This window comes from Pseudomonas canadensis (assembly GCF_000503215.1).
Classification (GTDB): Bacteria; Pseudomonadota; Gammaproteobacteria; order Pseudomonadales; family Pseudomonadaceae; genus Aquipseudomonas; species Aquipseudomonas canadensis.
In genome coordinates this window covers 337,551-350,794 of sequence record NZ_AYTD01000001.1, presented here as the reverse complement: position 1 = coordinate 350,794, position 13,244 = coordinate 337,551, and the positions used below count along the sequence as shown (strand labels likewise).

The 13,244-nt window shown below is 62.9% G+C and carries 15 protein-coding genes; 13 read left to right on the top strand and 2 right to left on the bottom strand.

The window, feature by feature from the left end:
• Positions 1–80 precede the first annotated feature (80 nt).
• Complete coding sequence (gene trxC / locus U367_RS0101565; protein ID WP_028615450.1) at positions 81–515, top strand: thioredoxin TrxC; 435 nt, start codon at positions 81–83, stop codon at positions 513–515.
• 91 nt (positions 516–606) lie between these two features.
• Here the strand turns inward: trxC and U367_RS0101560 are convergent, their stop codons facing one another.
• Together U367_RS0101560 and U367_RS0101555 are read right to left on the bottom strand one after the other, a co-directional pair.
• A complete protein-coding gene (locus U367_RS0101560) occupies positions 607–822 on the bottom strand; it encodes a DUF6124 family protein (RefSeq protein WP_028615449.1) in 216 nt (71 codons plus the stop codon).
• Positions 823–1,301: 479 nt separating this feature from the next.
• On the bottom strand, positions 1,302–2,072 hold the full coding sequence (locus U367_RS0101555; protein ID WP_028615448.1) for a ParA family protein: 771 nt from the start codon (positions 2,070–2,072) through the stop codon (positions 1,302–1,304).
• Between the two features lie 348 nt (positions 2,073–2,420).
• On the opposite strand from U367_RS0101555, the gene U367_RS0101550 reads away from it, so the two are divergent.
• Genes U367_RS0101550 through U367_RS0101495 form a run of 12 tightly spaced genes read left to right on the top strand, consistent with a single transcriptional unit; the run spans position 2,421 to position 13,232 of the window.
• Entirely contained in the window at positions 2,421–3,140 is a 720-nt protein-coding gene (locus tag U367_RS0101550; protein WP_028615447.1) for a beta-ketoacyl synthase chain length factor, read from the top strand.
• On the top strand, positions 3,116–3,928 hold the full coding sequence (locus tag U367_RS0101545; RefSeq protein ID WP_028615446.1) for a lysophospholipid acyltransferase family protein: 813 nt from the start codon (positions 3,116–3,118) through the stop codon (positions 3,926–3,928). Before U367_RS0101550 ends, U367_RS0101545 begins: the two co-directional genes overlap by 25 nt.
• Positions 3,906–4,175, top strand: coding sequence for a phosphopantetheine-binding protein (locus U367_RS0101540; RefSeq protein ID WP_014716603.1), 270 nt, complete (start codon positions 3,906–3,908; stop codon positions 4,173–4,175). Before U367_RS0101545 ends, U367_RS0101540 begins: the two co-directional genes overlap by 23 nt.
• A gap of 9 nt (positions 4,176–4,184) precedes the next feature.
• Positions 4,185–4,439, top strand: a complete 255-nt coding sequence (locus U367_RS0101535) for an acyl carrier protein (RefSeq protein WP_016979215.1) — start codon at positions 4,185–4,187, stop codon at positions 4,437–4,439.
• Positions 4,436–4,981, top strand: coding sequence for a COG4648 family protein (locus tag U367_RS0101530; RefSeq protein WP_028615445.1), 546 nt, complete (start codon positions 4,436–4,438; stop codon positions 4,979–4,981). The genes U367_RS0101535 and U367_RS0101530 overlap by 4 nt, the downstream gene beginning before the upstream one ends.
• Positions 4,978–6,648, top strand: coding sequence for an acyl-CoA synthetase family protein (locus U367_RS0101525; protein WP_028615444.1), 1,671 nt, complete (start codon positions 4,978–4,980; stop codon positions 6,646–6,648). Before U367_RS0101530 ends, U367_RS0101525 begins: the two co-directional genes overlap by 4 nt.
• Positions 6,641–7,375: a glycosyltransferase family 2 protein gene (locus U367_RS0101520; protein ID WP_028615443.1), complete on the top strand. Its 735-nt coding sequence runs from the start codon at positions 6,641–6,643 to the stop codon at positions 7,373–7,375. The genes U367_RS0101525 and U367_RS0101520 overlap by 8 nt, the downstream gene beginning before the upstream one ends.
• Positions 7,372–8,307, top strand: coding sequence for an LpxL/LpxP family acyltransferase (locus tag U367_RS0101515; RefSeq protein WP_028615442.1), 936 nt, complete (start codon positions 7,372–7,374; stop codon positions 8,305–8,307). Before U367_RS0101520 ends, U367_RS0101515 begins: the two co-directional genes overlap by 4 nt.
• Entirely contained in the window at positions 8,291–9,832 is a 1,542-nt protein-coding gene (locus tag U367_RS0101510) for an HAL/PAL/TAL family ammonia-lyase (protein ID WP_028615441.1), read from the top strand. The genes U367_RS0101515 and U367_RS0101510 overlap by 17 nt, the downstream gene beginning before the upstream one ends.
• The gene (locus tag U367_RS0101505) at positions 9,825–10,250 is read left to right on the top strand and encodes an acyl-CoA thioesterase (RefSeq protein WP_028615440.1); all 426 of its coding nucleotides are present in this window, start codon (positions 9,825–9,827) and stop codon (positions 10,248–10,250) included. The genes U367_RS0101510 and U367_RS0101505 overlap by 8 nt, the downstream gene beginning before the upstream one ends.
• Complete coding sequence (locus U367_RS0101500; RefSeq protein ID WP_050587822.1) at positions 10,247–10,930, top strand: outer membrane lipoprotein carrier protein LolA; 684 nt, start codon at positions 10,247–10,249, stop codon at positions 10,928–10,930. The genes U367_RS0101505 and U367_RS0101500 overlap by 4 nt, the downstream gene beginning before the upstream one ends.
• A complete protein-coding gene (locus tag U367_RS0101495) occupies positions 10,920–13,232 on the top strand; it encodes an MMPL family transporter (protein ID WP_028615438.1) in 2,313 nt (770 codons plus the stop codon). The genes U367_RS0101500 and U367_RS0101495 overlap by 11 nt, the downstream gene beginning before the upstream one ends.
• The last annotated feature ends 12 nt before the right edge of the window (positions 13,233–13,244 follow it).

The following is a 13,244-nucleotide window of genomic DNA, read 5'->3' as shown; positions in this document are numbered from 1 at the left end:
GCAACGTCGCTTAGAACTTGATAACACCTGCGCCCGACTCCACATTGAGCTCCACTGACTGCTTTCGTTGGAGCCCCACCATGTCCGAACCTCTTGTAATCCCCTGCCCCCACTGCAACGGGCTCAACCGCATCCCCGGTGAACGCGTGGGTGATGCGCCAAAGTGCGGGCGCTGCAAGCAGCCGGTTTTGTTGAAGAAGCCGTTTGAGCTGAAACAAGGCGACTACGCCAGCCAGATCAAAGACGACCTGCCGTTGCTGGTGGATGTATGGGCCGACTGGTGTGGACCGTGTAAATCGTTTGCGCCGGTGTTTGAGCAGGCCGCTGGACAGTTGGAGGGCAAGTGCCGATTGGCCAAGCTGGACAGCGAGGCCAATCAGCAGTTGTCGGCGCAGCTGGGGATTCGCTCGATTCCCAGTTTGATTCTGTTCAAGAACGGTCGCGAAGTGGCTCGCCAGAGTGGGGCGTTTCCGTTGCCGCAGTTGATGGCGTGGTTACGCAGCCAGGGCATTTGACACCCGACCTGTAGGAGCCGGCTTGCCGGCGATGGCGTTCTTGAGGGCGCCATCGCCGGCAAGCTGGCTCCTACAGTGAGGCATTCCAGCGTTAGGCCACGGGTGTTTCGCGGTCCATCATCTGGCCGACCAGCAATACGCCCAGTTCGCTTAATTGGTGGATTGCCAGGGCTACGTCGCGGTGTTCGCCGGTGAGATCGTTGGACAGGTTGAGCAACAGGGTGCGAACGGATGAGAAGGTTTCGTAGCTGTTGAGGACCAGGGTTTCGGTGGGGAGGTTGGGGGTGACGGTATAAAGGTTAACCATGGATCGTCTCCGAGCAGGAGCCGCAACCGACCGCTACTAAACGGGGGTGGCAGCTGTACGCAGGTTAGTAGACCGGGAGACGCAACCGGCGCGCTCAAGAGCGCCCTCCGTACAGCCACCATCAAATTCAGGAAGGTCCTGATCGACGATTTTGCTGTACGTCTCAACACGGGCTACTAAACCCGACCACTGAGAATTCAGCGGCCCGAGAACCTTAAGAGAAGCCCATCCAGACGCACAAGCCGGGCGATTCTGGCTTACCTGTAGGCATCGTTACAAGGCATAACCCCATTGCCAGACCCGTCCTACAGCCTCTGGGGGACAAATCCAGCGGCTGGAATGCAGAACCAAGTGTGGGAGCTGGCTTGCCTGCGATGCAGGCGACTCGGTCTGCCTGATACACCGAGGCGATGCGATCGCAGGCAAGCCAGCTCCCACACTGATCGCATTTCAAACTCAGGTCCGCGCTGCCTTTCAGATCACGCGTTTTCCAGCAGGTTATGCAGCTCCACAAATTGCTGTGTGAGCTTATGCCGTGGGTCCAGGTGGATCAGCGGCTTGCTCTCCTGGTGCGATTCACGCATGCGTACGGAACTGGCCAGGTACACCGGCAACACCGGCAGGCCCTCAGCAATCAACTCATCCAGCATCTGCTGCGGCAGGCTCGCCCGGGCCTGGAACTGGTTGACCACGATGCCTTCCACTTCAAGGCCTTCGTTGTGGTCCTCCTTCAATTCTTCGATTTCCGCCAGCAGACCATACAGGGCCTGGCGCGAGAAGCTGTCGCAATCAAAGGGGATCAGCACACGATCAGCGGCAATTAGCGCCGAAACCGCATAAAAATTCAGGGCTGGCGGTGTATCCAGGTAGATCCGGTCGTAATCCTCGCTCAGATCATCCAGCAGCTTTCTCAGCTTGTTGATCTTGTGCTTGGCCTCAAGCTTGGGCTGCAGGTCGGCCAACTCCGGGGTCGCGGTGATGACGTGCAGGTTGTCGAACGGGGTTTCGTAGATATCTACCTTGTTCTTCTTGGAAAATGGCCCGGAAGACAGGGTTTGCTTGAAAAAATCCGCGATACCCATGGGGATATCGTCGCCGGTCAGCCCCGTGAGGTACTGGGTTGAGTTGGCTTGTGCATCGAGGTCCACCAACAGGGTTCGATAACCTTCGCTGGCGCTGACTGCCGCCAGGTTGCAGGCAATGCTGGACTTGCCAACGCCGCCTTTCTGATTGAACACCACACGCCGCATGGAAAAACCTCCGTGTATCAATGAATATCCGAGTGTAGAGGGCAAAAGCGCCTGTTAGCTACCTCGTTCATCCATGCACTGCTGCATCACGGGCGATTGGTGACCTGTCTTTAATACGCAGCCGACAGATTAAAAAGAACGGTCCGACAATCCAATCAGTCCTCTGGTAAAGGACAATCTGTAAATCCTTTCCACTATTTTGTAATCAACCGTGCACAAATTTTTACCAAAGTTTGCTAGAACCCCACGGCACCGGGATAATGCGCGCCATTCGACTATTGTTCCCTGTCCCGGTATTCGGGGCCAAAAGTCGCACATGGAAGCCCGCAGGGGCGGGATAACTTCTCAGTGATCAATTTCAACATCGCCCAATGGCGCGCCTGGGCCCCTGGGCTCGATAGCGTGGACGACTGGCGCGCCTGGTGCCTGGCCCCGATGTTGCTGCCTGCCAGCGAAGCCTGTCCCGATGTGTCATTCCTGCCGGCCATGCAACGCCGCCGCCTGAACCGCCTGGCGCGCATGGCGTTCAGCGTGGGCTGGCCACTGGCCGAGGGTTTGCAGGACCTGCCGCTGGTGTTTATCTCCCGGCATGGCGAGACCCCGCGCACCCTCGACATCCTCAGTGACTTGGCCAACGACCAACCGCTGTCGCCGACCCAGTTCAGCCTGTCGGTGCATAACGCGGTAATTGGCCTGTGGTCGATCCTGCGCAATGAAACCAGCGAAATGACTGCCCTCGCCGCCGCGGGCGACGGTTTGGAACATGGCATGCTCGAAGCCGCCGCGCTGCTCAACGAAGGTGCCCCGGCCGTATTGCTGGTGATCACTGAAGAACAGCCGCCCGAAGCCTACGCCAGTTGGATCCACGACGTGCCGTTCCCCTACGCCCTCGGCCTGTTGCTGACACCGGGCGACGAGTGGCAACTGGAACTCGGTACCGGCACTGTCCAACCCACTCAAACCCAGTGGCCCCACGCCCTGAACCTGCTGCGCACCCTGCTCACCGAACAGGTCGCCTGCCAACATGCCTGGAAGAACCGTGTATGGAACTGGCAACGCAAGCCCTGAACGAGAAACCACGGGACGCCTACTATTGGCGCCTGTTCGCCACCGCCGCCAGCTTCGCGCTGTTCGGCTTCGGTGGGCTGTGCCTGCGTTTACTGGTGTTCCCGCTGCTCAGTTGCCTGCCAGGGGACGCTGCAAAACACCGCAGCCGCGCCCGTCACACGATCAGTTGGCTGTTCTGGTTCTTTATTCGCCTGATGCAGCGCGCCGGCGTGCTCACCTACAGTGTCGAAGGCCCGGAAAAACTCGGCCGCCCTGGCCAGATGATCATCGCCAACCACCCGTCCTTGATCGACGTGGTGTTCCTGATCGGCCTGGTGCGCCAGGCCAACTGCGTGGTCAAGCAGAGCCTGTGGCAGAACCCCTTCACCCGTGGGCCGGTGCGCGACGCGGGCTATATCAGCAACGACGGCAGTGCCGAGATGCTCGATGCGGCGGCGGATGCCCTGCGCAGCGGCCAGACCCTGATCATCTTTCCCGAAGGAACCCGCACCACACCCGGCGCGGCGCCTGCCTTTCATCGCGGCGCCGCCGCCATTGCGCTGCGCGGTGCGACAATCATCACCCCCGTGGTGATCAAGGTCAGCCCCACCACGCTGACCAAGGCCGAACCCTGGTATCGCATCCCAAAATGCCGCGTGCACTTCAGTTTGCGGGTGGGTGCCGATATAGAACCACAGGCGTTCGCATCAATGGGGCCCGCGCCCCAGGCCTCACGCAAGCTCAACGATTACCTGCATCACTTTTTTATTAAGGAGCTCGCCGAAGATGAGCGACCAACACCGCCTTGAGCACGACATAAAGACCCTGATCATCGAGGCCCTGGGCCTGGAAGACATCAGTGTCGACGACATCGGCAGCGAGCAGACCCTGTTCGGCGAAGGCCTCGGCCTGGATTCGGTAGACGCCCTGGAATTGGGCCTGGCGATCCAGAAAAAGTACGGTATCAAGATCGATGCCGACGCCAAGGACACCCGCAATCACTTCACCAACGTGGCCAGCCTTGCGGCGTTCGTCACGGCCAGACAGGCAGCTTGAGACCGGACCATGCAAACTCGTGACGATATTTTCAACACCTTGCGCGATGCCCTGGTGGAACTGTTTGAACTGCCGCCGGAACGCGTCACCCTTGACGCCAACCTGTACCAGGACCTGGAAATCGACAGCATCGATGCCGTCGACTTGATCGACCACATCAAGCGCCAGACCGGCAAGAAGATCGCCGCCGAAGAGTTCAAGGCTGTGCGCACCGTGAACGACGTGGTTGAGGCGGTGTACCGTCTGGTCACGCCTGCCGCATGAGCCGGCTGATCGGCCTTGGCCTGTTGTTGGCGGGGCTGCTGTACCCCTTTGCGGTGTATTACGGCACCGAACACTTCGCCCCGTGGCAATTCGGCCTGCTGCTGGGCAGCCTGTGGCTATTGCGTGCATTGACCGGTGCGCGACGCCCCGGCAGCCGCTGGATGGCGCTGGCGGTGATCTTGTTTTGCCTGCTGCTGGCCTGGTTCGACAACCCGCACTTGCTGCGCTGGTACCCGAGCCTGGTCAGTGGGTTCATGTTGGCGTTGTTCGGCTTGAGTCTCAAATACGGCCCGCCGATGGTCGAGCGCCTGGCGCGCATGACCGACCCGGTGCTGCCCCCACATGCCATCGTGTATACCCGCCAGGTCACCGTGGTGTGGAGCGTGTTTTTTCTGTGTAATGGCCTGCTCGCCGCCGCCCTCACCCTGTGGGCGCCGCTGAGCTGGTGGACGTTGTACAACGGCCTGATCGCCTACGGGCTGATGGGGCTGTTGTTTGCCGTGGAATGGCTGGTACGACAAAGGGTTCGAGGCCGCGTATGAATGGGTTGAAACTTGAGCACTTGCTGCTTGAGCCGCTGGAACAGCGTCCGGTCACCACCGAACCTGCAATGAATCATGCCCAATTATGGGAGCATTCCCTGAGCCTGGCCGCAGGCCTGCAAGCGCGCGGTATCCAGCGCCTGGCCGTGTACCTGGAAGACGCCGGCCTGCTGGCGATTGCCCTGCTGGGCGCGTGGCGGGCCGGGGCCAGCGTATTGCTGCCCGCCGATTTGCAACCTCAGACCCGCCAACGCTGGGATGAGGCCGTCGATGCCTGGCTGACCGAAACGACAGACCTGGACGCGTTGTACCAGGCGCCACTGAGCGCTGCGGCACTCGATCTGGACGCTTGCCAACTGAGCCTGTGCACCTCCGGCTCCAGCGGCGAACCCAAGCGCATCGACAAAAACCTGCGCCAACTGGCCAACGAAGTCGAGGCCCTGGAAAACCTGTGGGGCCCTAGCCTCAAGGACGCTTGCATCATCGGCAGCGTCGCCACCCAGCATATCTACGGCTTGTTGTTCCGCGTGCTGTGGCCGCTGTGCGCCGGCCGCACCTTTGTGCGCAAGCAACTGGCCTTCCCTGAAGACATGCAGCGCGCCAGCCGCGAGCACGCGCACTTTGCCTGGGTCGCCAGCCCGGCGCTGCTCAAGCGCATGGGCGACAACCTTGACTGGCCGGCGCTGAGCCAGGTGTCGCGAGTGTTTTCATCCGGCGGCGCGCTGCCCGTAGAAGCCGCCGGCAGCCTGTACGACCGCTTGCAACAATGGCCGACCGAGATCCTCGGCAGCTCGGAAACCGGTGGCATTGCCTGGCGCCAGGGTGCGCAGCCGTGGCAGCCGTTTGCCGACGTGCAACTGAGCCAGGACGCCGACGGCGCCCTGCGCATCGCCTCGCCTTACCTGCCTGAGGGGCATGTCGAGCAAACCGCCGACGCGGCACGCATCCATGCCGATGGCCGTTTCGAGTTGCTCGGCCGCCTGGATCGCATCGTCAAGCTGGAAGAAAAACGCATCTCACTGCCCATGCTGGAACACGCATTGATGGACCACCCCTGGGTCGCGGAAACCCGCCTGGGCGTGGTGCAGGAAAACCGCGCGTCACTCGGCGCGCTGGTGGTGCTGAGCGTCGAGGGGCTGCATGCCTTGCGCAATCAGGGGCGACGCACGCTCACCCAGACCCTGCGCCAGCATCTGAGCCAACATTGCGAAGCCCTGGCGTTGCCGCGCCGCTGGCGGTTGTTGAGACAGTTGCCCCTGAACAGCCAAGGCAAACTGCCCCAGGCCGATATCGAGGCGCTGCTGCTGGCGGCCCGCCCGAAGGCGCCGGAAGTGCTGGAGCAGGTTGAAGCCGACGGCGAATGGACCTTGCAACTGAGCGTGCCGCCAGACCTGGCCTATTTCAGCGGACACTTCCCGGTCACGCCGGTGCTGCCGGGTGTGGTACAGGTGGAATGGGCCTTCAACCTGGGCCAGCAACTGCTCGATCTGCCGCCGACCTTTGCTGGCATGGAAGTGCTCAAGTTCCAGCAATTGGTGCGCCCTGGCGATGCGATCGAACTGCACCTGCGCTTTGATGCGCAACGCGGCAAGTTGTACTTCGCCTACCGCAATGGCGTTGCGGCGTGTTCCAGTGGCCGGATTCAACTGGAGCCCGCGCATGCATAACCCCTGCGCCCTGATCCCGGTCTACAACCACGAAGCCGCCGTACCGGCCGTGGTCCGCAGCCTGCTGAAAAGCGGCCTGCCCTGCCTGCTGGTCGACGACGGCAGCAGTCCCGCCTGCGCGGCCGTACTGGCGCAATTGGCGACGCTGGATAACGTCACCCTGCTGACCTTGCCCAGCAATAAGGGCAAGGGCGGTGCCGTCATGGCCGGTTTCCGCGAAGCTGCACGCCAGGGCTTCAGCCATGCCTTGCAAGTCGACGCCGACGGCCAACATGACCTGCGCGAAGTCGAGACCTTCCTCGACACCTCACGCCGGCATCCCGATGCCGTTATCTGCGGCTACCCCGAATACGACGACAGCGTGCCCAAAGGCCGCCTGTACGCGCGCTACCTGACCCACGTGTGGGTATGGATCAACACCTTGTCGCTGCAGATCCGCGACTCCATGTGCGGCTTTCGCGTATACCCGCTGCCCCCGGTGCTGGCACTGATGGACTCGGCCTACATCGGCACACGCATGGATTTCGACTCCGACATCCTGGTGCGCCTGGCTTGGCGCAACCAGCCGATGCGCTGGCTGCCAACCCAGGTGCATTACCCGGCTGACGGCCTGTCGCACTTCCGACTGTTCCGCGACAACGTACGCATCTCCGCCATGCACACCCGGTTGTTCTTCGGCATGTTGGTGCGCGCGCCGATGATCCTGTGGCGACGGTGGCAGGCATGAGTGACAGCACCAAGCACTGGGCCGACCGCGAGGAGCGCGGCAGCTATTGGCTGATGAAGCTCACGGCATTCGCCGCCAAGGTCCTTGGCCGTCGGCTGCTGAGCCCGCTGCTGTACGGCATCGTGTTGTACTTCTTCCTGTTCGGCCGCACCGCGCGCCAGAGCGCCTGGCAGTACCAGCAGCGCCTGGCCGACTGGAGCGGGCGCGACGAACTGCGCCCCAGCCAGTGGAAAGTCTTCGGCCAGTTCATGGCGTTTGCCGACTCGCTGCTCGACAAGCTCGACGTGTGGAACGGCAAGCTGCGCCTGGAGCAGATCGAGATCAACGACCCGGCGCAATTGCGCGGGCAACTGCGCGGCGAGCGCGGGCAGATGCTGGTGGGCGCACACCTGGGCAACCTGGAAGTGTGCCGCGCGCTCGCCGAGATTGGCGAGCAGGTCACCATGAACGTACTGGTGCACACCAAGCACGCCGAGCAATTCAATCGCCTGCTGGGCGAAGCCGGGGCGACCCACTTGCGTCTGATCCAGGTCAGCGAGTTGGACCCGGCTACCATGTTGCTGCTCAGCCAGCGCCTGGACGACGGCGAATGGCTGGCCATTGCCGGCGACCGCGTGCCGCTGCACGGCGGGCGCACGGTGCGCGTGGATTTCCTCGGTCATGACGCGGCCTTCCCCCAAGGCCCGTGGCTGCTGGCCGGCCTGCTCAAATGCCCGGTGAACCTGCTGATGTGCCTCAAGCACACAGGCCGCTATCGCCTGAGCATTGAGCCTTTCGCCGAAATGATCGAATGGAAGCGCAACACCCGCGAGCAGGTCATAGCCCTGTGGACCGCGCGCTACGCTGCACGGCTGGGCCAGTTCTGCCTGGAAGCGCCCCAACAATGGTTCAACTTTTACCCTTTCTGGAAGACCGATGACGACGCATCTTGAGCCGGTAACCTTTGGCGAACGCGCTTTGCGCATCGAAGACGTGTTGGCCCTGGCCAACCGTCAGGCGCCGACCCAATTGCAGGGCGACGCCGCGTATCGCCAGCGCATTGCCAAGGGCGCGCAGTTCCTCGACTCGCTGCTGGACAAGGAAGGCGTGATCTACGGCGTGACCACCGGCTACGGCGACTCGTGCGTGGTGGCGGTGCCGTTGCAGCACGTCGAAGCGCTGCCGCGTCATCTGTACACCTTCCACGGTTGCGGCTTGGGCAAGTTGCTCGACGCCCAGGCCACCCGCGCGGTGCTGGCGGCTCGATTGCAGTCGCTGTGCCATGGCGTGTCCGGCGTGCGCGTGGAGTTGCTGGAACGCCTGCACGCCTTCCTTGAACACGATGTGCTGCCGCTGATCCCGGAAGAAGGCTCGGTGGGCGCCAGCGGTGATCTGACCCCGCTGTCCTACGTGGCCGCGACCCTGTCCGGCGAACGGGAAGTGATGTTCCGTGGCGAACGGCGCCAGGCGGCTGACGTGCACCGCGAACTGAGCTGGGAGCCGCTGGTGTTGCGTCCCAAAGAAGCCCTGGCGCTGATGAACGGCACCGCCGTGATGACCGGCTTGGCCTGCCTGGCCTTCGCCCGCGCCGACTACCTGCTGCAACTGGCCACGCGCATCACTGCGCTGAACGTGGTGGCGCTGCAGGGCAACCCGGAACACTTCGACGAACGCCTGTTCGCCGCCAAGCCGCACCCTGGGCAGATGCAAGTCGCCGCCTGGCTGCGCAAGGACCTGGCCATCGACGCGCCGACCGCGCCGTTGCATCGCCTGCAAGACCGTTACTCGCTGCGCTGTGCGCCCCACGTCCTTGGCGTGCTGGCTGACAGCCTGAACTGGCTGCGTTCGTTTATCGAGATCGAACTGAACAGCGCCAACGACAACCCGATCATCGACGCTGAAGAAGAGCGCGTGCTGCACGGTGGACATTTCTACGGCGGGCATATCGCCTTCGCCATGGACAGCCTCAAGACCCTCGTCGCCAACGTCGCCGACCTGCTCGACCGCCAGCTCGCGCTGCTGGTGGACGTGCGTTACAACCACGGCCTGCCGAGCAACCTGTCCGGCGCGCCAGCTGATCGCGCCATGATCAACCACGGCTTCAAGGCCGTGCAGATCGGCACCAGCGCCTGGACCGCCGAAGCCTTGAAAAATACGATGCCGGCCAGCGTGTTCTCACGCTCCACCGAGTGCCACAACCAGGACAAAGTGAGCATGGGCACCATCGCCGCCCGCGATGCGATCCGTGTGTTGGAGCTGACCGAACAGGTCGCCGCCGCCACGCTGCTCGCCGCCAATCAGGGTGTCTGGCTGCGGGCCCAGGCTGAGGATGCGCGACCGTTGCCACCCGCATTGGCGGCGATGCACGACGAGCTGGCCAAGGACTTCCCACCCGTGATCGAAGACCGCGCCCTTGAGGGCGAGTTGCGCCTTTGCCTGCAACGCATTGCCGAGCAACACTGGAGGCTGCATGCGTAGCCAGGGCGTGCTGCATTGCGACACTGAAATCCTCGTGCCGTTTTTTGACGTCGACACCATGAACGTGGTGTGGCACGGGCATTACGTGAAGTACCTGGAAGTGGCGCGCTGCGCGCTGCTGGACAAGATCGGGCATAACTACACGGCAATGCTCGAATCCGGCTACGCCTGGCCGGTGATCGACATGCAGCTGCGCTACGTGCGTGGCGCGGTGTTCGGCCAGACCCTCAACGTGCGCGCCAGCCTGGTGGAGTGGGAGAACCGTTTGAAGGTCAATTACCTGATCACTGACCTCGCCAGCGGCGAGCGCCTGACCCGCGCCAGCACCGTGCAGGTGGCGGTGGAAATCGCCAGCCGCGAGATGCAGTTGGCCTCCCCCAAAGTATTCACCGACGCCGTCGAAAGGGCCCTGAAATGAGACCCCCTGTAGGAGCCGGCTTGCCGGCGAAAATCGTCAACGATAACGCGGGCTGCCTGACACTGCGCAGCGCCCTCAGGTTTTTCGCGAGCAAGCTCGCTCCTACAGGGATCGGGTTGTTGCTGAGCTTCTGTGCCCATGCTTTTGACTTGCAGCAGCTGAGCGACCAGCTTGCAAAACCCTCAGTGATCCACGGCAGCTTCACCCAGGAAAAACACCTGCGCGCCCTGCCCCAGCCCTTGGTCAGCAAAGGCACCTTCGTCCTCGCCAAGGACCACGGCCTGCTGTGGCTGCTGAAAACCCCACTGCAACAGGACTACCGGATCAGCGCCCACGGTATCGCCCGCCGCGACGCCAATGGCTGGCAACTGCTGCCGAACAAGAGCGCCGGCGCTGAGCAGAATCGCCTGTTCCTCGCCGTGCTCCAGGGCGACAGCAGCGGCTTGCAGCGTGACTTCGAATTGCAGCTGCAAGGAGAGGCGAAGCAATGGAAGCTCACGCTGATCCCGCGTTCACTGTTGCTCAAGCAGGTTTTCACCCAGATCAACATCGACGGCGGCGACTTGGTGCAGACCATCCAACTGTTGGAAACCCAAGGCGACAGCACCGTTTTGCGCATGCAGGACAGCACCGCCAGCCAACCCCTGAGCGAAGCGGAGCAACACGACTTTGCCCAGTGAGCGCCTGCTGCCGCGCCTGTTCCTGATCCTGCTGGTGGCCGTGCTGGCCCTGGCCGGCTGGCAGTGGCGCCATGGCGCGCCGTTGTCGGCCAACCTGATGGAACTGGTACCGGGCAACACGCCGGATGCCCTGGAGCAGCAAGCCGAACAGCGCATGCAGGAACCGCTGAACCGCGAGATGCTGGTGCTGGTGGGCCATGCCGACCGCCAGCAAGCCGTGGCAGTTGCCCAACAATTGGGCGAGCGCTGGCAGGCCAGTGGGCTGTTTGAAAAAGTGCAGTGGAACCTGCAAGCCGACTTGCCCGCACTGCGCGAGCAATTGCTGCGCGGGCGCCTGGCGATGCTCTCGGCCAAGGACCGCGAGCAACTGATCGAACAGCCCGACGCGTTTATCCAGCAGCGCGTGCAAGCGCTGTTCGACCCCTTTAGCGGCTTCAGCCTGGTGCCCAGCCAGGATGACTGGCTGGGCCTCACCGGACGTATCCAGAACAGCCAGCCGCAACACGGTTCGGTGCAGTTGGATATCGGCAGCGGCGCGTTGATCGCCGATGCCGACGGCAAGAGCTGGGTGCTGCTGCGTGCGCGCACCACCGGCAATGCCTTCGACATGAAACTGCCGCTGCAGGTGGCGGACGTGCTTCAGGCCAGTCGCGCGCAAGCCAGCGAACACGGCGCGCAATTACTCGCCGCCAGCGGCTTGCTCTACGCCGCCAATGGTCAACAGCAAGCCACGCGCGAAATCACCTGGGTCGGCGGCGGCGCAACCGTCGGCATCCTGTTGTTGCTGTTGCTCGCCTTCCGCCGCTGGCGCGTGTTGCTGGCCTTTGTGCCGGTGCTGGTGGGCATGCTGTTTGGCGCGGTGGCCTGTGTGGCGCTGTTCGGCCATATGCACGTGATGACGCTGGTGCTGGGTTCCAGCCTGATCGGCGTAGCGGTGGATTACCCGCTGCACTACTTGTCGAAAAGCTGGAGCATGAGCCCGTGGCGCAGTTGGCCGGCGTTGCGCATCACCTTGCCGGGCTTGAGCTTGAGCCTGGCGACCAGCTGTATCGGTTACCTGGCGCTGGCCTGGACGCCGTTCCCGGCGTTGACGCAAATCGCCATCTTCTCAGCCGCAGGCTTGGTCGGCGCCTACCTGTCCGCCGTGTGCCTGTTGCCGGCGCTGCTCAAGGGCGTCGAGTTGCGCCCGGCACAATGGCCGCTGCGCATCGCCGAATGCCTGTGGCTGCTACGCGCCTCATTGCTCAAGCGCGTGCCGAGCCCGGTGCTGCTGGCCTTGCTGCTGCTGTTTTGCGCGGGTGGCCTGTGGCACCTGAACAGCAAAAACGATATCCGCCAATGGATCGGCGCGCCGCCGCAATTGCTGCAAGAAGCGCAGGCCGTGGCGCGGATCACCGGGTTCCAGCCCACCAGCCAGTTCTTCCTGGTGCGGGCGGACAACCAGCAACAGTTGCTAGAGCGTCAGAGCGCGTTGGCGCAGCGCCTGGATCAATTGGTGAATATGGACAAGCTCCAGGGCTACCTGGCGCTCAATCAACTGGTCAGCCAGCCCGCCGAGCAACAACAACTGCGTGATGCGCTGAACAACCTGCCACAACACTGGCAGCCGCTGCTCGACCTCGGCGTACCCGCCAGCGCCCTGCAAGCCGAAGTCGCGCACCTGCAAGCGCTGCCTACCCAAGATATCGACGCTGCGCTGGCCGGCCCGATGGCCGAGCCTTGGCGCACGCTGTGGCTCGGTAAGGTCGATGGCGGCGTGGCGGCCATGGTCAGCCTGCAAGGCTTGAACAACCCCGCCTTGCTACGTGTGCAGGCGCTGGACTTACCCGGTGTGCAACTGGTGGACCGCCTGGGCGACTTGAACCGGGTGTTCGCCGACACACAGATCAGCGCCGCTGAACTGAAGTTGATGTCCTGCGTGTTGATCGTACTGTTGCTGATCCTGCCGTTCGGCTTCGGCGGTGCCTTGCGTATCGTCGCACTGCCGCTGCTGGCGGCCCTATGCAGCCTGGCCAGCCTTGGATGGCTGGGGCAGCCGCTGACACTGTTCAGTCTGTTCGGCCTGCTACTGGTCACGGCGATCAGCGTCGACTACGCGATCCTGATGCGCGAGCAAATCGGCGGTCCTGCGGTCAGTCTCTTGGGCACCTTGTTGGCAGCGTTGACGACCTGGCTGTCGTTTGGGCTGCTGGCGGTGTCCAGTACACCGGCAGTGAGTAATTTCGGCTTATCGGTCAGCCTGGGGCTGGCATTCAGCTTTATGCTGGCACCCTGGGCCGGGCAACAGAAGCACGCCTTATGAATGTGATTATCG